15 protein-coding genes are annotated in these 18290 nt (G+C 53.1%); 10 read left to right on the forward strand and 5 right to left on the reverse strand.

The features are described 5' to 3' along the window. Window positions 1–37: 37 nt before the first annotated feature. Both ABNF92_RS19300 and ABNF92_RS19305 read right to left on the reverse strand, forming a co-directional pair. Complete coding sequence (locus ABNF92_RS19300; protein ID WP_349343043.1) at window positions 38–796, reverse strand: THxN family PEP-CTERM protein; 759 nt, start codon at window positions 794–796, stop codon at window positions 38–40. A gap of 34 nt (window positions 797–830) precedes the next feature. Next, on the reverse strand, window positions 831–1064 hold the full coding sequence (locus ABNF92_RS19305; RefSeq protein ID WP_349343044.1) for a hypothetical protein: 234 nt from the start codon (window positions 1062–1064) through the stop codon (window positions 831–833). Window positions 1065–1123: 59 nt separating this feature from the next. On the opposite strand from ABNF92_RS19305, the gene prpD reads away from it, so the two are divergent. Continuing rightward, window positions 1124–2605, forward strand: coding sequence for a 2-methylcitrate dehydratase (prpD, locus tag ABNF92_RS19310; RefSeq protein WP_349343045.1), 1482 nt, complete (start codon window positions 1124–1126; stop codon window positions 2603–2605). Between the two features lies 1 nt (window position 2606). Here prpD and ABNF92_RS19315 read toward each other — a convergent pair whose 3' ends face one another. The 3 genes from ABNF92_RS19315 to ABNF92_RS19325 form a co-directional block, all read right to left on the reverse strand. After that, on the reverse strand, window positions 2607–4604 hold the full coding sequence (locus tag ABNF92_RS19315; RefSeq protein WP_349343046.1) for a PA14 domain-containing protein: 1998 nt from the start codon (window positions 4602–4604) through the stop codon (window positions 2607–2609). A 131-nt stretch (window positions 4605–4735) separates the two neighbouring features. Beyond that, window positions 4736–5776, reverse strand: a complete 1041-nt coding sequence (locus ABNF92_RS19320) for an AAA family ATPase (RefSeq protein ID WP_349343047.1) — start codon at window positions 5774–5776, stop codon at window positions 4736–4738. Between the two features lie 20 nt (window positions 5777–5796). Beyond that, window positions 5797–6705 carry an XrtA system polysaccharide deacetylase gene (locus tag ABNF92_RS19325; RefSeq protein ID WP_349343048.1) on the reverse strand — a complete coding sequence of 303 codons (909 nt, stop codon included), beginning with the start codon at window positions 6703–6705 and terminating at the stop codon, window positions 5797–5799. 405 nt (window positions 6706–7110) lie between these two features. On the opposite strand from ABNF92_RS19325, the gene ABNF92_RS19330 reads away from it, so the two are divergent. The 9 genes from ABNF92_RS19330 (at window position 7111) to ABNF92_RS19370 (ending at window position 18290) form a co-directional block, all read left to right on the forward strand. Beyond that, complete coding sequence (locus tag ABNF92_RS19330; protein ID WP_349343049.1) at window positions 7111–8379, forward strand: TIGR03013 family XrtA/PEP-CTERM system glycosyltransferase; 1269 nt, start codon at window positions 7111–7113, stop codon at window positions 8377–8379. 77 nt (window positions 8380–8456) lie between these two features. Next, window positions 8457–9056, forward strand: coding sequence for an XrtA/PEP-CTERM system exopolysaccharide export protein (locus tag ABNF92_RS19335; RefSeq protein WP_349343050.1), 600 nt, complete (start codon window positions 8457–8459; stop codon window positions 9054–9056). Then, window positions 9056–10627: an XrtA system polysaccharide chain length determinant gene (locus tag ABNF92_RS19340; protein WP_349343051.1), complete on the forward strand. Its 1572-nt coding sequence runs from the start codon at window positions 9056–9058 to the stop codon at window positions 10625–10627. Before ABNF92_RS19335 ends, ABNF92_RS19340 begins: the two co-directional genes overlap by 1 nt. Then, window positions 10627–11502 (forward strand): polysaccharide biosynthesis protein, encoded by an 876-nt coding sequence (locus ABNF92_RS19345; RefSeq protein WP_349343052.1) that lies wholly within the window; start codon window positions 10627–10629, stop codon window positions 11500–11502. The genes ABNF92_RS19340 and ABNF92_RS19345 overlap by 1 nt, the downstream gene beginning before the upstream one ends. A gap of 4 nt (window positions 11503–11506) precedes the next feature. Next, the gene (locus ABNF92_RS19350) at window positions 11507–12862 is read left to right on the forward strand and encodes a hypothetical protein (protein ID WP_349343053.1); all 1356 of its coding nucleotides are present in this window, start codon (window positions 11507–11509) and stop codon (window positions 12860–12862) included. Window positions 12863–12881: 19 nt separating this feature from the next. Further along, the gene (locus tag ABNF92_RS19355; protein ID WP_349343054.1) at window positions 12882–13994 is read left to right on the forward strand and encodes a GNAT family N-acetyltransferase; all 1113 of its coding nucleotides are present in this window, start codon (window positions 12882–12884) and stop codon (window positions 13992–13994) included. After that, a complete protein-coding gene (locus ABNF92_RS19360; RefSeq protein WP_349343055.1) occupies window positions 13991–15211 on the forward strand; it encodes a TIGR03087 family PEP-CTERM/XrtA system glycosyltransferase in 1221 nt (406 codons plus the stop codon). The genes ABNF92_RS19355 and ABNF92_RS19360 overlap by 4 nt, the downstream gene beginning before the upstream one ends. Next, window positions 15208–15825 carry an acyltransferase gene (locus ABNF92_RS19365; RefSeq protein ID WP_349343056.1) on the forward strand — a complete coding sequence of 206 codons (618 nt, stop codon included), beginning with the start codon at window positions 15208–15210 and terminating at the stop codon, window positions 15823–15825. The genes ABNF92_RS19360 and ABNF92_RS19365 overlap by 4 nt, the downstream gene beginning before the upstream one ends. Next, on the forward strand, window positions 15822–18290 hold the full coding sequence (locus ABNF92_RS19370) for a hypothetical protein (protein WP_349343057.1): 2469 nt from the start codon (window positions 15822–15824) through the stop codon (window positions 18288–18290). The genes ABNF92_RS19365 and ABNF92_RS19370 overlap by 4 nt, the downstream gene beginning before the upstream one ends.

Here is an 18290-nt window from a genome sequence, read left to right on the forward strand (position 1 = left end):
GCAGGGAGCGCAGCGTTAGCCGCGCTCCCTGTTTGCTTTAGGAAGACATGCGCTTACGAAGGCGGAGTCCAAGTCCCATCAAACCCAGGCCCAGAAGGGCGAAGGTCGAAGGCTCGGGAACGACCGAAGTTACAATGCCTCTCAGAGTTGCCTCGTTGGCCTGATTTTCTGCTGTCCAGAAAGTATCAACCAACTCATCACCGGCGAAGAAACCTGCAATATCAATAAAATATTCCCTTCCACCAAAGGAAACGCTGGTCGACATCCCTTCATTCAGATCGATAGACACAGAATCAGCGCAGCCATTCACATTGACACCTGAGCCAACAGACCCGCCGTCAGCGCATGGGCTTGCCTGGTTGGGCGTCTCATTATGTGTAAAGTCGAAAAAGGATATAAGATCAAGCGTTTGCTGGCTAATGCCGTCGTCAATCGTCAGATTGGTTACGACTCTGAGAGTCGCTGAGTTGAGAGACGGTCCACTGGCCAGTATTGGAAAGTTGAAATGGGTAAACTCGCCAAAGTCAAAAGCTGTTTCCTCGGCAATACCTAGGATCGGCGCCAAGCTATTGAACTGATAGGCACTCTGTTGAGTGTTAGGGGATGCAGGGTCACCCCAGCTGATTCTGTTATCGGTTTCACCAACCCCTACGGAACTCGTCTGGACGTCCGGCGCGGCTGGATCCGTTGAGATCCAGGAACCGTTAACGGTATTGATATCGATTAGTGCCGCGGATGCAGACGCTGCAGTGAACATTGACGCTGCAAAACCTGCGACGACAAGCTGCTTATTCATGGTTATGGTCCCTCATTTACATTTATCGTGGGCATCACTTTTCGAGAGCTTTACTCTTGAAAGCGCTCTTATCCCTAAGCAGCAAAAGCAATGCCATCTGATCAATAAATAGTCTTTCTCTCTGTTTTTGCTCAAAAAACAGACAAGCCAGAAAACTTTTCTTCAGAGAGAGTGTAAAGATATCCGACAAGATAAAAGCGATGGGAATCGCAGGTAGTGCTTTTGGTAGGCCGGAGATAGCTCGATAGGACAATAAGTTAAGGTCCACGGCTGGCTCCTTTACCGAACTCGAACTACTGTTTTCTCAAAGCTATGCAGGAGAGAGTTATGGCAACCTTTGATCTCAACGAACGCCCAGACTACGACGAAGTGCTGCAGAAAATCGCAGACTACGTTCTCAGCTATGAAATCACCAGTGAGGAGGCCTGGAACACTGCCCGCTACTGCCTCATTGACACGATTGGCTGTGGATTACTCGCTCTCAGATTCCCGGAATGCACCAAACACCTGGGCCCGCTGGTAGAGGGAACAACGGTTCCCCACGGTGCGCGCGTTCCCGGCACGTCCCACCGGCTTGACCCTGTCAAAGCTGCCTGGGATATAGGCTGTACTGTCCGTTGGCTTGATTATAATGACACCTGGCTTGCAGCAGAGTGGGGCCACCCGTCTGATAACCTTGGCGCGATTCTCGCGGTTGCGGACCATCTCTCGCAGAAACGGGTTGCAGAGGGTAAAAAGCCATTCACCATGAGAGACGTGCTGGAGAGCATGATCATGGCCCATGAAATCCAGGGCGTCCTGGCACTTGAGAACTCCTTCAACCGCGTAGGGTTGGACCACGTAGTATTGGTCAAAGTCGCCTCCACAGCCGTCGCAGCCAAGCTGATGGGCGCCAATCGCGAACAAATGCTGTCTGCATTATCCCATGCCTGGGTAGACGGCCAGTCTCTCAGAACCTATCGCCACGCACCGAATGCAGGTTCCAGAAAATCCTGGGCAGCCGGAGACGCTACGTCACGGGCAGTCCGTCTGGCGGATATAGCAATGCGTGGCGAAATGGGGGTGCCGGGCGTGCTGACAGCTCCCCAATGGGGCTTCTATGACGTCCTGTTCAGCAAAACCAATAAAGATCAGAAGCTAAAGCCGGAGGGTAAAAGAGAGTTCACAATTCCCCAGGGTTTCGGTTCATATGTGATGGAGAATATTCTCTTCAAGATATCCTTTCCCGCAGAATTCCACGCCCAGACGGCCGCTGAGGCTGCAGTAACGCTTCATCCAGAGGTGAAGGACCGGCTTGAGGAGATTGACAGGGTTGTCATCACCACCCACGAATCCGCGATCCGCATTATTTCCAAGGTCGGAAAACTCGCAAATGCTGCCGATAGGGACCACTGCCTTCAATATATGACGGCCGTGCCGTTGATCTTTGGCAATCTTACTGCTGAGCACTACGAGGATGATTTCCATGACAACAACCCGATCATCGATTCGCTTCGGGATAAAATGGAAGTCGTGGAAGATGAGCGCTACACCCGGGAATACCTCGAGCCCGACAAACGCTCGATTGCAAACGCCTTGCAGGTATTCTTCAAAGATGGATCAAGCACCAACCAGGTGGCTGTCGAATATCCCATCGGGCATCGAAAACGCCGTAAAGAGGGGATGCCTTTGCTCGAACAAAAGTTCAGGGCAAACCTGGCAACCCGCTTCCCTGCGCAGCGATGCGGGGTGATTTCCGAGCTTTGCAAAGAACAAAAGAGTCTGGAAAGCACCCCGGTCCAAGAGTTCGTTCAGCTATTTTCGATCTAAGCTATTGAACCGTATATGACAGTACTTCCGAGTTCTCGCTCGTCAGTCCGTCTGTGTCGATGACCCTGATTGCAAAATACCAGGTGCCGGGGCTCAAGCCGGTTACCTCGGCGCTGGTCTGGCTCCCATCGACAGTGACCGTGTTAGAGAGGCTGTCCGGCGAACTGCCATAGATAATTTCATAACTCTGTATCTCGCTCAGAGAGATCGAACTGCCGTCAACGCGTGTCAATGGCGCTGTCCAGCTCAAGGTGGCAGAGCCGGTTTCAGGCTCCGAGGGCGCCGGTGAGGTGGTTGAACCGTCGCCAACCGTGGGGCTTTCCGGTGAGGCCAGGGGCTCCAGGGTCCACGGGCTGAGGGAGGAGGTAAAGGCAGCGATGTTGGTAACGCCTGAACCGTTATTGATCTCCGAAGCATCGTCTCTCCACGGCGAAAGCCCATTGCGGAGCTCCCAGGTGTCAGGTATGCCATCTGCGTCCGTATCGGTTTCAGAGGGTTGACTCAGGTCTGGCGACCTTACAACGTCAACCAGGGCCAGGTTTGTTCCTGTCAGATCATCCAGGATAGAAAACTCAGCGACAGCAGCGCCGCTTCGTTCGTAGTACTCCATCATCAGAGAGACAGTTTGGTCAGGCTCCAGTGACGCCGTTGTGGTATACGTGGTTGCTCCCTGATCGCGCCACGCAGATATTCCTTGCTCCCCGTCCAGATAGAGCCTCGCGCCGTCATCGGTGCGAACCCGGAACGTATAACTACGGTTGCCACTGGTATGCGGTGCCGAAAAAACACCATACCACCGGGCACTGAAGTTATCATTGGGCTGCTCCGCTACAAACGCGCCAGAGCCTGCTTGAAACTCAATATCCGGATCATTTCGTGCGAGCAGGAACTGGTTGAAAGATGTTCCCTGAAAGTACTGACCAACAAAACCTCCCACGTAGACAATGCCTGCTCCTGTGTCAGGAACCTCTGGCGCTGACGCCGGATCGGCCAGATCTGTTCCGGCAAGGTACTCCTCAAGGTTTGTGAAACCGTCGTCATCGATGTCCATCTGTGCATCGGCGGGATCAAGGGGGTTCAGAGCAAGAGCAAATTCGGCACCATCAGGAATGCCATCGCCGTCTGTGTCGGGATTGTTCTCTCGGGTTCCCAGCAGAAATTCATCGGCAGCCACCAGAAGGTCGTCGTCAGGGTCAGAGTTTGCGTCCGCTGGATCAGACGGATTGAGGCCATTCACAGTTTCCCAATTGTCATAGATACCGTCCTGATCTTCGTCGAGCGGCGGATAAGTCGGGGAAAAAGCAAGTCCCTGTCCGGCATCAAAAAAGCCTACAGTGTATCCAAGACGAAAGGCTTCTTCTGCGCTCTGCTGTTCTGCTGCGGGGGATGGCTCGCCGGCATAACTTGCTATATCCTGGCCAGAAAGGATTTGTCGGCTGAAGCCCGGTCCCTCCCAGGCGACACTGAAGTGGTCCCCGCCACCACCTTCCTTGTGCCTGACTTCAAAGTAATAGCCCTCACCGGAAACAAGTTCGATTGCAGCTGACCTTTGCGCGGCATACTTGTTGTAATCGAGTTCAGAAGTCCAACCAGGTACTGTGGCAATCCTCTCTGCTAGCTCGGGATCCGAGGAGCTGCTCAGCCAGAACTCCGTTTCGTCGTCGCCGCTTACGTAAAACGTGTAAACACCGTCGATAGGCGGATGAATGTATCCTCGAATCAAGCTGCCATAGCTTTCACCGCGGTTCGATACACCCCGCAGTTCACTGACGGTGACTGTTTCGTCCGGCTCGTCCGGAAAAGCGGCACTGCCTGTCAGGGAACCAATCGCGGTACCACTGATGTTCTCCCAATAGTAAATCTGTACCTCCCCTCGCACACTGGACTCGGGAAGAGCAGCGGTTGGAGGAAGATCATCGAAGTCGCCCGGCGGCCAGGTTTGGCAGCCTGCCATGGACAAAGCGGAACAAACTAAGAGGAACAGCAGGTGGCGAGGCATTGTGACTCTCCATCGTCAATATTATTTCCAGACAGAAAAAGTATTGGCCGGATGTAGAGGCGTCGCCACCGCTGTGATGGATTGATTTAGAATTTCGAGTCGGAGCTTATATCGGAAAATTCTAGGAGAAATTATTTCCGATTTGGCGATAGTGGCTTCACATTGTCCGGGTGTCTCGCGGGCTCCCTGGAATCCTTGGTAGATTTTGAAGTGAGCTGCGCCAGGCGAGTGTCAATACTCTCCAGTGCAGAAGCAATTCGCGACAGGGCGTCATGCGAAGGCACCCCGGGGCTAGGTGGTGGTCTTCTGTTCTCCGCATTCCCGCCTGCCTGGCGCTGAGAGGAGCGTTTTCGCGGCGCCTCTGTGGATGTATCTTCACCCAACAAGTCTCTCCGAATCCCTTTGAGATCGAATGGATCGATGAACGGCCGATCTTCCGAATAGGCGCACATCATCATACCGTCACAAAGCTTGTTTATCAGGCGGGGTATGCCCTTGCTGAGCTTGTGAATTTCTTGCACCGTATCGTCATCAAACAGCTTGTTGCCACCATGGCCGGATACGAGGAGTCGATAATCGATATACTCGGAAGTTTCGGCGGCGGTTAGCCCCTCCAAATGGAAGAACAGTTTCACCCTCTGCGAAAGCTGGGGAATGTCACTCACTGCCTTCTTAAGCTCTGGCTGGCCCAGGAGGATGACACGCATGGAAGGCCCCCCCATGCTCTCCATCCCCGTCAGCATCCGGATGTCTTCCAGATTCTCCCGGCTCAGGTTCTGGGCCTCGTCAATGGTCAGTACCACTGGCGCCCCGGCGGCGGCCATACGTTCCAGATACTCCGTGATCTGGAACAGCATCGCCACCTTGCTGTCGTCTTCGATCTTCAGGCCAGCTTTTCGAAGGATAAGACCAAACAAATCTTTTGATTCGAGATTGGTGTAGGAGATGTTCAGAAGCTTTAAATCGCCTTCGAGGTTCCGGATGGTTTTCTTCAGCAGAGTCGTCTTGCCAGAACCGATCTCTCCGCTGATCACCACAAAACCCTCGGAGCTCCAGATCGCTGAAGACATATAGACATAAGCCCTTGAGTGCTGCTGGCTCATGTAGATGAAATCATCTTCCGGCGTAATTCGAAACGGGTGTCTATGCAGACCGAAAAATTCAAGATACATCGTCAGTTCCTATGCTTCGCCTAGGCCATACGGATCATTTGATTACTACGCAGGAGTGTTTTGTCAGGCTCATAGGCGTTATAGCTCTCGCTCACCGTCCCAAACCTGAAATCTTGCAGTAGCCGTTCCAGTCTGCCGTAGCATCGGTCTAGATTAGTATAGTGGCGGAAGCGCGAGAACCAGCTGGCGTTCTTGTACCTTGGCTGATCAGGGTCGATCTCCCAAGGGTGGAGATAGAACATCTGTGGGCGTTGCCCGAACCCGGAGGCATTGCGAAACAGGTATCTGAAAACCGGATAGGGAAACTGTCGGAAATAACCCCCTCCAGCCGCAGGTATCGACATGCCCGCCACGTGGGCAGTGGACAACGGGAACTCCCGAATGATATTTCCGTTATGCGTTTCAATGGAGTAGGGGGCTGACGGCGAGTCGGGGATGCCGTAGCGATCATGTCTAATGGGGAAAATACTGGAGTCCCAGGTGAAACCTGCTTCGCTAAGGATATCCAATGCCCAAAGAGATTCTCGGGTTATCGAATAGCTTGCCGCCCGATAACCCTGCACAGCCTTGCCAGTAATGTCTTCGAGCAGGTGTTTCGAGCGGTAGGTTTCTTTGCGGAAGGTCTCCGGCGTCTGATTATAAACAAGCTGGTGACTGTACCCGTGGGAGGCAATCTCATGCCCCTGCGCTGAAAGTTTTGTTATCAAATCCGGAAACCGTTCAGCCACCCATCCAAGCACGAAAAAGGTCGCTCTTACGTCGTGTTCTGCAAAGAGCTCAAGCAGGCGCTCAGTGTTCTGTTCAACGCGACTGGGCAGGGAGTTCCATTGCTCTGGTCGGATGACGCTGGACAATGCGGCAACGTGAAAATAATCCTCCACATCGACGCTCATTGCATGCAGAGGTGATTTTGCGTCCGGGCTCGTCATGGGTACTCCTTCCCAAAGCTTCACCAGAGCATCATTCTTACTCAGCAGCGTGGCAATTACAATCGAGGCTTTGCCCAAAAATACACTGAAAGATAAAAGAATGTAAAAGTGTGTTACATAAAGATACAATCGTGTTGAGATTGCTTTGTGCTGAGCGCAGAATGCACAGTAGATAAGTAGAGGTACCGGCGGCCAGGGTGGATTGCTGCCGGGAGAATTCGAAGTCCGTCTGTCGCTGATTGTCAAACAGACGACAAGGAAGTTCAGCGTGTCATATATACGGTTCCGTAAACATTACCTGCACTTACCTTACCTGGTACTCGCACTACTTGAGTTCGGGGTCCTCTTCGCAATTTTTTCGCTACTTACTCTTTTCTGACCCTCGCGGGTATCGATCACGCCCCGATGTCGGTTGATCTCGTCTCTGCGCTGCTTTTCGCCGTTATTCTCAGCAGTGGCACGCTTGCTATGGGGGGGTATATCGCCATGGTCCGTGAGAGCCTCTCCTCCCTGTTCTTCCGTACTCTCGTAGCCTACTGCTTTGTAGGTGGGATCGGGCTAACCTTGCTCTACACGGTTATGCCCTCTGCCGATCCCGGCAGTGCCAACCTGTTCTGGGCCGTGATTATTGCATCCATGGCCGTAATTCTGCTTCGCCTTGCATTCCTGCGGATTGTGGACTCAGAGCAGGTTGTGCGCCGTGTGGTGATTTTCGGTGCGGGAGAATTCGCAGCATCGCTGCTCGAGGAATACGACACTAACATGAAGGCTCTGGGCGTGCGGATTATTGGTTGCATCGCCGACACTTCCACTTGCTCGGTCTCGGACGAAAAACTTCTTCCAACGCCCCAGGACTTCTACAAGTTCTGCTGTCAGAATAAGATCTCCGAGATTGTTGTGGTGCAGCAAGAGCGCCGGCGGGCTGAGGGTGGCTGGCTTCCGGTTCCCGAATTGATGGAGTGCAAGCTTCGGGGTGTTGCAGTAACCAGCGGCCTCGACTTTTACGAGAGAGAACTCAAGAAGGCAAAGCTGGACATGGTCCATCCCTCCTGGATCGTGTTCTCCGAGGGGTTCAAAGCCTCAAAGAGTAGAGCCTTGGCCAAGCGCCTTCTCGATCTCACTATTAGTCTCACGTTACTGGTAGTGATGTTCCCTTTCATTGTTCTTACCGCTGTGGCGGTTTTCATCGAGACCGGAAGGCCGATTCTTTACAGCCAGAAACGCGTCGGCATGCTTGGCAGGGAGTTCCGGATCTACAAATTTCGCAGTATGCGACAGGACGCTGAGAAAGACGGCAAGGCCCGCTGGGCCTCTACCAACGACGACCGTGTTACGAAGGTCGGCGCCTTTATCCGAAACACCAGGCTTGATGAGTTGCCCCAGATCTATAATGTCATTAAGGGAGAAATGAGCATTGTAGGGCCGCGCCCGGAACGGCCGGAATTTGTCTCTGAGCTGAAGGAAAAAATACCGTTCTACGACACGCGGCATTACGTGAAGCCTGGATTAATGGGCTGGGCGCAGCTTAAATACCCATATGGCGCCTCGGTGGAGGATGCAAAGGGCAAACTTGAATACGACCTCTATTATTCAAAGAATCACAGTTTGGTGATGGATTTTCTGATCATGATTCAAACCGTTGAGGTAGTGCTCCTCGGAAAGGGTGTGCGCTGAAGTAGGCCAGTATAACAACAGGGATTTGGAGAAGATTTATGTGTACGTTCAGTTACTTGCGGCAGGTAGTGGTAGTAATGCTCGTCCTCGTTCTGGGAGGGTGCTCCGGTCTTCCGTCCTCATCTGAAATGCCGCCGGTTTCCGAGCTGGAGCCCGAGCCTTATCAGATCGGCGTTGGAGATACCATTTCCATTCATGTCTGGCGTAATCCGGAGCTAGGCCAGTCTATCGTTGTGCGACCTGACGGGTTCATTTCCATGCCTTTGATGGGAGATGTTAAAGCTGAAGGAAAAGAACCGGAGGCTCTGGCTTCTGAAATCAGTGTCGCACTAGGCGAATACATCCGCACGCCTGAGGTGACCATCATGGTTACCAGCCCGGCGAGTAAAGAATTCCGCAATCGCATCCGGGTGACCGGTCAGGTCGCATCTCCGCAGTCCGTTGCATTCCAGCCTGGCATGACCGTATTAGACATAGTCCTGATGGCTGGCGGCGTTACCGATTTTGGAGCGGGTGGACGGGCGATTCTTCATCGGCAGATTGATGGCGAATACAAGAGCTACTCGCTCGACCTGGATGCGATCCTGAGTGATGGTGACATGCGCACCAACCACCCGCTGCAACCAGGGGACGTCATTAGCGTACCAAGAAAAGATCTCTTCCGAGGTGAGCTCTGATGGACATCCAGTTCATTCTGGATATTTTGCGGGCAGTGAAGCTCGAGCTATACAGCAAACGTGTGGCTGCAGTTGTTATTTTTATGCTGGTCACCGCCGGTGTTCTGACGTTTGGCTATCTCATGCCCAAACAGTACACCTCGGAGGCCGTTTTATATGCGGATCAATCGAATATCCTGCAGCCGCTTTTGAGAGGGCAGGCCGAAGTTACCCAGATCGATCGCATAAACGAAGCTCGGGAAATGCTCCAGAGTCGGTCTTTTCTCGAGCAGGTTGGTCTCGACACTGGCCTGATAATGGGTGGAGAAACGGACCAGAAACGCAACGGCATTATTTCCGAGCTTAGAAACCAGATCCGTCTGCGTGTGACCAACGGCAACTTCCTGGAGCTGCGTTACACCAGTGGCGATCCCGATGAGTCTTTCCGAGTGCTGAGCTCAGTTCTGAATCGATTTGTCGAGAGAACGGTACGGAAGAAGCGGTCAGAAAGCCAGGGTGCGTTTGAGTTCATCGATTCGCAAGTCAAGTCCTACCAGCGTCAGCTCGAGGAAGCAGAGCAAAGGCTGAAGGAGTTCAAGGCCGCCAATCAGGACGGTACGGAAGGCAGTGTGCAGGGACGGATCGAGTCGCTTCGCCGGGATATCGAAAACCTCAAACTTGAAATCCAGCAGACCGAATCGGAAGTTCGCCTGACCCGCGCTCAACTGGAGGAAGAGGAACCCGTACGACGAATTACCGTCGATCCGGGTAAGTCCTCCATCGAAAGGCGGTTGTCAGCCTTGTACCAGGAGCTGGATTCGCTGCTGCTGAAATACCACGAGAAACACCCCGACATAGTCAGCATCAAAGACCAGATCGCAGACCTTGAGCGGCAAAAATCAAACGAAGGTGATGAAACCCGCGAGGGTGCGGTTACCGAAGTTCTGGAGAATCCGGTCTACGAGAACCTGAAAATACAGCTTTCTGAAAGCACAACTCGTCTGGAGGTGCAGAAGAATCGACTGGCGTCCCTGCAACGCTTGCTTGAAGAGGCATTCGAGCGGTCCCAGCGAGTGGCACAGAACCAGGCTGAGTTGTCAGACCTTACGCGGGATTACGATGTTACCCGTGGAGTCTACGAAGATATGTTGCAACGGCGGGAAAAGGCCCGCCTGTCAATGACTCTTGATGTGCAGGGCGAGGGCGTCAGTTACAAAATTCAGGAACCGGCATCCTATCCCACCACCTGGGATGGCCTGCAGCTGTATCAGGTTGGTATCGCCGGTCCTTTTCTTGGCAGTGCCGCCGTCCTTGGTTTGCTGACAATGCTGGTGATGTTTGATCAACGGGTGCGGTCTCCCAGGGCTTTGCAGTTAGCACTGCCAGAGACCATACCCGTAATCACAACCATTCCTCATTACCGGAGCACATGGAAAGACCGCCTTTTGAGAAAAGATGTTCTGTTTATCTTGTTCATCCTGGTGGTGTTTATGGTTGGTTACCTTGCCGTGCTGCTGTTCAGTGTTATGGGTATTGCGCCTGACCAACTGGTCGAGAGATTCAGGGAATTGACTGGTCTTGGGGGCAATTGATGGACGAAAACAAGCTTTACAATGCATTGCTGAAAAGTCAGGAAGAGCGGCGCCAACTCGAGCAGAAGCGCGGTGAGGCCAAACTGGAGGAAAATTTCCGGAAAGAACGGCCTTTCGCAGGTTCTGATCGTTTGAAGCCGAACTGGGTAAGAATCGAAACAGACGATGGCGAGCACGCTCCGACCGTCTATGACTCGTCAGTCTCTTTGGCTCTTATTGGCAATCCGAAACCCTGGAGCAGGGATCAGCTTCGCGAGCGTAAAATAATCTACTCCGGCATGCCTGACAAAGAAGTGATGGATGCCTATAGGGAGTTGCGTATTCAACTCCGCAATAAGGCCGGTGAGGGTAACTTCACGGTACTCTTCAGCAGCCTGGGTGACAAAGGAGGCTCTGTTTTAACCGCTTTTAATGTTGCGGTGTCCTTTGCCATGGATTCACACACTTCCGCGCTGCTCGTAGACTGCGATCCTTATCATGCAGATCTCGCGAATCTGGTTTCCAGCCCGATGAGCTCCGGTGTTACTGACTTCGTTGCCGATTCCTCTCTGAAAATCAAAGACATCTTGTACCCCAGTGGTGTTGACCGGCTATCAGTCATTCCTGCAGGCACCCAGGTGTCATCCGCTGTTGAACTATTCGCTGCCGTCCGTATGCGGGAGTTGATGAATGAACTGAAGGCTCGCTATCCGGACCGTTGTATCATCATCAACGCCCCGCCTTTCCGGGATAACACTGAAGCACGGATTCTGGAGCGATTTGCAGATCAGGTTGTCTTTGGCGTTCCTTTCGGGGAGGTGACCGGAGAGGAAATTTCGGAGTCGGTAGATGTTCTGGATTCCGATAAATTCTCTGGTTTGGTTTTTCAGGAGTAAACTCATGAAGCTCAGAGTGGACAGGGCACGTCGGCTCAAGGCACCCATTTTGATCGGTTTATGCTTGATGGGCGCGAACGCTTCAGGGCAGGGGCTGAGCGAAAAAGTTACCGCAATATACGGCTCTGCTTCAGTGTTCACCGGCGTGACCCACACCAGAACAGACACTGCCTCTGGAACAGATTCCAATACCGAGCCGAGTGTCGGTCTCTCCGGAAGCCTGGGGGGTGATCTGGAGAGCGGCGCTAACTCCCTTCAGCTCCAATACGGTGGAACGCTCGAAACCAAGCGAGATACCTTTGGGGGAGGACAAACCGACAGTAGTTCCGTTACCGGGGCATCACGGTTTGTCCATTTCGATCCAGCCAGCCGTTTCGATTTCAATCTTGGTCATACTGTGAGTTCCGTACGAAACGACACCGGTTTCGTTATAAACCCTTCCAGTTACGATACCCGTAATACGCTGAGCGCTGGCGCAGGCCTCCGATTTTTTCCCGGCGAATTAACCACACTGCGTTTCTCTGGCCAAGCTGGAAAAAGCTTCGGTGAGGATGAGGCGAACGGCAGCGAGTCGTTTACCGCATCAGCGGATCTTACCCGTCGTCTTTCCGAAAGATCCTCGGGAAGCCTGGTAGGAAGCAGAAGCTGGTCGGATGATGACGGACTGGACACGATAATCGATTCGGCTCAAGTCATTTACAACCGTACCCTGGAGAACGGTTCGTTCAGCATCGGTGTCGGAATCAGTCGCTCCGAGACCGAGTTTGAAGACGGTTCTGAATCTGATGGTGATGCGGAAACTGGCTTCGTGAACCGCACGTGGGCTTCCGATGAATCGCAAACCACGGTGGCATACAACCGGCGTCTCTCAGACAGCACCACGGACTTGTCCCTCAATATTCCGGAGTTTCTGGACTTTTTGCCAGATTCCATTCGACTCCGGGATCTGGTTGTCAGTGATTCCGTTTCGATAACCCACAACACAGCACGCCTTTGCGACATTTGTACACTTGGCTTGGTTGCCGAAGCGTCCATGCTCGAGTCGCAGATCACAGGGGCTGAGACGCACGAATACCGAACGGGGATCAACCTCGGGATACAGCTGACGTCTTTGCAAAGGCTGAGTTTCGGTTATAGCTGGCAGGGAGATGCAGGAGAGGATGAAGGCACCATCATCGATCAAATCCATAGTTTAAATACCCGCTGGACCCGGCAGCTGGCGGAGAACACCTCATTCAGCGTCGATTTCAATCAGTCATATCTACGAAGCAAGCTAGACCGAAATGATCAAGAGCAGTTTACATTACGCCTTGTCCTAACCCATGGCTTTTCTCTAATGGGCACTGGGAGTCAGCAATAGGCATGGGGTTAAGCCACTAATGCAGACTGTGAGTCTGGCAGATCTTTGTTGCGAAGAGGCTAGCATTGAGCCTGATGCTCTTGCTGAAGAATGGCGAGATCTCGAGCAGTGGGCTACCAATACGGTGTTCCTTTCGTGGCAATGGATTGGTGTGTGGTTATCTGTTTTCCAACCGAGAGCCAAATTGCTGAGGGTCAAACATGGTAACCGGCTCGTCGGTATGGGCATTGTGGTCCGGTCCACTGAGAGGAGACATTCGGTCTTTTTGTCGCGTTGTCTTTATCTGCATCAAACCGGCCTGGAGTCCGAGGACCAGATCTGGATTGAATACAATGGGTTTCTTGCAGGCCGGGGGTATGAATTCGCCGTGGCGGTAGCGTGTCTGGATCATCTTAAGCGAAGAGAGCGTGATTGGGATGAATTCGTTATCGGAGCGGCAGATGAAATTTACGTTCAATCTCTGTCAGAGGCTGCAGGTCTTTTTTCTCATATTCGCTGGGAAGCGCCATGTTTCGGTATCGACCTGACCTCACTCAGATCCGGCGGGCAAAGCTACCTCGAGTCGCTGTCTGGTAATAGTAGGCACCAGATTCGTCGCAGTCTCAGGCTTTATGAGCAACTAGGCGAAGTTGAGCTGCACCGACCGAAAACCCTTGAAGAAGCAGAGCTTGTTTGGGGTTCAATCGCGCCTTACCACCTTGCACGATGGGGCGATAAACCGGGAGAAAGCGGGTTCGCCAACCCGGATTTCGTGCGGTTCCACCAGAACTTGATCAGGAGTAACTGGAAGAATGGCGGGGTTGATCTGATTGTTCTCAAGGCCGGTGAAGAGATTATCGCAATTTTTTACAACTTCCTGTACCGCAACCGGGTTTATTTCTATCTTGCGGGAATTCGGTCGGAGTCGGACAACAGGCTAAAACCGGGAATGCTTGGCCATGCGCTCTGCGTCGAAGATTACCTGGAACGAGGTTTTGATTTTTATGATTTCATGGGCGGCGAAGAACGATACAAGCGCCAACTGGGGGTTCGACATCAATACCTGGTTCGCGCTGGACTACAGAGAGATCGCTGGAAATTCCGCGCTGAACGAGCCGCAAGAACCATAAAGAATCGCTGGGAATTGATGTGAAGATCGTTATTCTGTCCCACCGGATACCATTCCCCGCAAACAAGGGTGAAAAAATCCGAACGTTTCATCAGATCCAGTATCTGGCTGACTGCGGCCATGAAATAACGGTGCTGGCACCTTATGAACTTGCCGAAGAAATCAGCTACGGCAAAGCGCTGGAGGAGCGCCTTAAAATAAAAGCAATTATGTTTCCGCTTCGGCCTAAGTGGCTGAGACTGGCGCGGGGGGTGGTGACAAACAACGCGTTGACGCTCTCTTATTTTTACAGCGCTGGGATGCAAAAAGCATTCGACCGGCTGATGAGTTCTGGGGAATACGATGCAGTACTGTGCACCGGCTCCGCCATGGCGCCTTATGTTTTCCGAAATCCTGAATTAACAGGCCGGGACACATCAGCACCGCTTCGTTTGATCATGGATTTTATGGATCTGGACTCCGATAAATGGCGGCAGTATCAGGCCACTTCCGGGTTGCCAATGACATGGGTTTACGGGCGCGAGGCCAGGCTGATCAACCGCGTAGAGCTGAGAAGCTACGAGCTGTTTGACGAGTGTTTTTTCATCTCTGCCAATGAAGTCGACCTTTTCTCCCGGCAGTTGTCCGAAAACCGTAAACTCAGGGTGCTTGGCAACGGAATAGATACCAGCGCTTTTTATCCCGCTCGCCAGGGAAGCGTTGGAAACAAGCCGGTGTTTTTATTCACAGGTGTGATGAACTACAAACCGAACGAAGATGCCGTACTCTGGTTTGTCGGTGCACTGTGGGAACGAATAAGAACAGATTGGCCGGAGGCAGAGTTCATTATTGCCGGCATGGACCCGAGTTCCGCAATACGGCAGTTGGGACGAAGGCCGGGAATTACCGTTACCGGGTTCGTGGAGGATATCGTGCCTTTCTATCAGAAAGCCGACATCTTCGTTGCGCCGTTTCGGCTTGCCCGGGGCGTGCAGAATAAAATACTCCAGGCTCTGGCCTGTGGGCTCCCGGTCATAACCACCCGCCTCGGGTTGGAAGGAATCAACGCAACGCCGGGAGAAGATATTCTCATAGCCGATACTGAGCAGGAATTCTTCGAGGCCGCAAAAAAGATTCTTGAAACGGAAACGGTCTATAACAGCCTGTCGCTGAACGGCGCAGAACTCATCCAGCGGGAATACAGCTGGGACAGTGTGCTACAGGATCTTGCAAGGGCAATAGAAGTAAAGGATTGCGCGTGACGGGTATTACGGAAATCGCAAAGAAAACTATCAGGATCGGGGCACTCATTGCTGTTAGCCCGTTGGTAGTGCTTTTCTGGCTATTACGCCCTGTCAGTCGCGAGGATAGCCTGTTCGCCGCATTTTCCCAGACCGTGTCCCTGTTTCCAGGACTCTTGGGCAGTTACCTCAGAATCGCTTTTTATCGCTGCGCTATGAACCGTTGCGCAACTGACAGCTTTATTGGTTTTGGCACACTGTTCTCCCATCGGGATACCGAATTGCACAGCGGCATCTACATCGGACCTCAGTGCAACATCGGCCTGTCTGTCATTCACCGTAATTGCCTCCTCGGGAGCGGCGTTCACCTGTTGAGTGGCAAGAACCAGCACCGTTTTGATGACCCGGATACTCCGATCCGGCTGCAGGGCGGCGAGTTCACCAAAATATCTCTTGGTGAAAACACCTGGGTTGGCAATGGCGCCATCATCATGGCGAACGTTGGCAGAGATTGCATTATCGGTGCGGGTACCGTGGTTACCAACGACATTCCCCCTGGATCAATAGTGGCGGGCAATCCCGGTAAAGTTGTTCGGAGCCGATACGCTGAATCCACACAGGGGGCCACGACATGACGGCTGGATTCGGCGTGTTTGTAGGCTCGGTAAATAATCCTCACAACCTTATGCAGTGGCTGCGTTTCGGCCTCCCGGTTGAGAAAGGTGTGTGTAAGGATCCGAAGGCGCTTCGGCTAACATCCGAAAGCGGGGATAGAATCGATGCCGAATTCAGAGCTTTAACGCGATGGCAGGACGGCTCGGTTAAATGGGTCCTGGTGGATGTCATCGGAGAAATGTCCGGTGCCGTCTTTCTTCAGCAAGACGTTGCATCCGGTCAGCCTCAGGAGAGACAGCACCCGGCGTCCGCCATCGACGGTGATTTTGCCGATGGCAAATGCCGGTTTTCTCTTGGTAACGGCATCAGGGTCGAATTGCTGATTTCGGTTGAGGGTGCTGAGCGGCGCCTGAAGCCTGCCCAAAGCAAGATAGACCAGAGAAGACTCAGTGCCGACTATCAGTGGGCGTTTGAAGTTGAAGGCGTTCGTGATCTGGAGGTTTCCCTTCGTGTGACCGATGTGCCGGGAACCGGACACATTGAGCTCAACCCAAGGGTGCATAACCGAAGAGCCAGTCTGCATCCTAATGGTTGCTGGGATCTGGGCGACCCCAATAGCCTCTATATCGACAGTTTTACAGTGAAAGTAAGCAACCCGAGGGCATCCGATACCAGGTTGGAACTAAGGGATATTGCAGCGCATCCGGCTTTTGAACGGTCCTATCCCGAGGGTGTGTTGGTCCAGTATGGCAGCGGTGGAAAGCACTGGAATTCGCCGGTTCATGTTGACAAGAGCGGCCGGTCGACAGTCCCCGAGCGTGGCTTCAAGCTTTTTGATAGTGAGGGTGGGCATCTGGCCCAGGGTTTACGGGCCAGCCCTCGTGTTCGGTTCGATAACCCGAGCGCACGGCGTTATCTGGTCCCCGGCCACTTCTGGGAAAATTTTCCATCGTCTCTTGAAGTGACCGGACGGCAGGCTTTCTGGCGGTTGTTCCCCAGGGAAACGGAACTGCAGCCCGGTGAAGCCAAAACCTGGCAATGCGATATCGGGTTCACCGAAACCTGCGCGAGCTTCATTTACGACCCGGGCTACATAGACCGCACTGGTGTGGTTCTGGGGCGCAAGGTGGTTACAACCAACGAGCTTGCAGATCTGCTGGATAACAACCTCTCTGGCCCCGGCTCATTTAAAGAGAAGCGTGAAGCCTGTGATGAATACGGCTGGCGCCATTTCGGTGAGCTCTACGCAGACCATGAAGCCCTGAATTCACCCAGCGACGACGTCTTTGTGTCGCACTACAACAACCAGTACGACCCTGTACTGGGATTTTCATTAAGGTACCTGGCCACCGGAGACCAACGCTGGGATCAACTGGCGAGCGACCTGGCGCAACATGTGGTCGATATCGATATTTACAAAACCGATCAGGACAAAGCCGAGTACAACAACGGGCTTTTCTGGCACACCGATCATTACCTGCCTGCCCTTACCGCCACCCATCGTACCTACTCCAAAGACCATCAGTACGCCTATGAAGGGCATCAGGGCGGTGGTGGCCCGGGCGGCCAGCATTGTTATCCTTCGGGGCTGGCGCTGCGATACCTGCTGTCTGGCGACGACACCCTCAAGCACTCGGCCATCGGGCTGAGCCAATGGGTGCGTTGTTTCTATAATGGCTCACCGACCTTACTCGGGCGATTACACAGGCTACTCACGGTTGATCTGAAAGCCGGAACCATGACCAACGTTGGTTTCATAGAGGAGGGTTACAAATACCCCCTGGACCGTGGCACAGGCAACTACCTGAATGCCCTCATTGATGCGTTTCTGATAGACGAGGACGCCGGTTTACTCGATGAAATGCATAGCATCATCATCGAAACGGTGTCTCCTGAAGATGATCTGGCAGCCCGGGACCTGGCAAACGTGGAGGAGCACTGGTTCTATATCGTATTCCTGCAATCGCTTGCCCGATACCTCTTACTGAAAGAGCAACTCGAACAGGCAGATCAACACTACGCGTACGCGCGCCACGCATTCCTGCACTACGCCGAATGGGTGCTGAAGTACGAGGAAACCTACCTTTCCAATCCGGACGCCCTGGAGTTCCCAACGGATACCTGGGCGGCACAGGATATCAGAAAGGCAAACGTGCTTTACTACGGGGCCTATTTCAACCCGGCAAGAGCAGAGGCCTTCAGGCGTCGGGCAGACGTGTTCTGGGACTATTGTGTAAAAACTCTGAGAGAGTCCCCCGAGGCTCACACCACCAGAATCCAGGCGATAGTAGCGCAGAACTTGGGTGTTCGTGAGTGGTGCCTTGAAGGCGAGAGTTCGCCATACCCGTTGATGCCGCTAGAGCAGGTAAGGGTGTGTAAATCAGGGATCAGGCAACGTTTTTTCCAAGATATCCGGAAGATCCTTCGGGTCTTCTCGATTACCAACGAAATCGGGTGGCTCAAGGGCCGCCTGAACGGGCGATGA

Source organism: Marinobacter sp. MMG032 (assembly GCF_040112695.1).
Classification (GTDB): Bacteria; Pseudomonadota; Gammaproteobacteria; order Pseudomonadales; family Oleiphilaceae; genus Marinobacter; species Marinobacter salsuginis.

Coding starts and splice junctions, on each gene's coding strand:
- ABNF92_RS19320 (WP_349343047.1), bottom strand. CDS start 5,776: ATGTATCTTGAATTTTTCGGTCTGCATAGACACCCGTTTCGAATTACG.
- ABNF92_RS19300 (WP_349343043.1), bottom strand. CDS start 796: ATGAATAAGCAGCTTGTCGTCGCAGGTTTTGCAGCGTCAATGTTCACT.
- prpD (WP_349343045.1), top strand. CDS start 1,124: ATGGCAACCTTTGATCTCAACGAACGCCCAGACTACGACGAAGTGCTG.
- ABNF92_RS19340 (WP_349343051.1), top strand. CDS start 9,056: ATGGACATCCAGTTCATTCTGGATATTTTGCGGGCAGTGAAGCTCGAG.
- ABNF92_RS19345 (WP_349343052.1), top strand. CDS start 10,627: ATGGACGAAAACAAGCTTTACAATGCATTGCTGAAAAGTCAGGAAGAG.
- ABNF92_RS19335 (WP_349343050.1), top strand. CDS start 8,457: ATGCTCGTCCTCGTTCTGGGAGGGTGCTCCGGTCTTCCGTCCTCATCT.
- ABNF92_RS19355 (WP_349343054.1), top strand. CDS start 12,882: ATGCAGACTGTGAGTCTGGCAGATCTTTGTTGCGAAGAGGCTAGCATT.
- ABNF92_RS19315 (WP_349343046.1), bottom strand. CDS start 4,604: ATGCCTCGCCACCTGCTGTTCCTCTTAGTTTGTTCCGCTTTGTCCATG.
- ABNF92_RS19370 (WP_349343057.1), top strand. CDS start 15,822: ATGACGGCTGGATTCGGCGTGTTTGTAGGCTCGGTAAATAATCCTCAC.
- ABNF92_RS19325 (WP_349343048.1), bottom strand. CDS start 6,705: ATGACGAGCCCGGACGCAAAATCACCTCTGCATGCAATGAGCGTCGAT.
- ABNF92_RS19330 (WP_349343049.1), top strand. CDS start 7,111: ATGTCGGTTGATCTCGTCTCTGCGCTGCTTTTCGCCGTTATTCTCAGC.
- ABNF92_RS19350 (WP_349343053.1), top strand. CDS start 11,507: ATGAAGCTCAGAGTGGACAGGGCACGTCGGCTCAAGGCACCCATTTTG.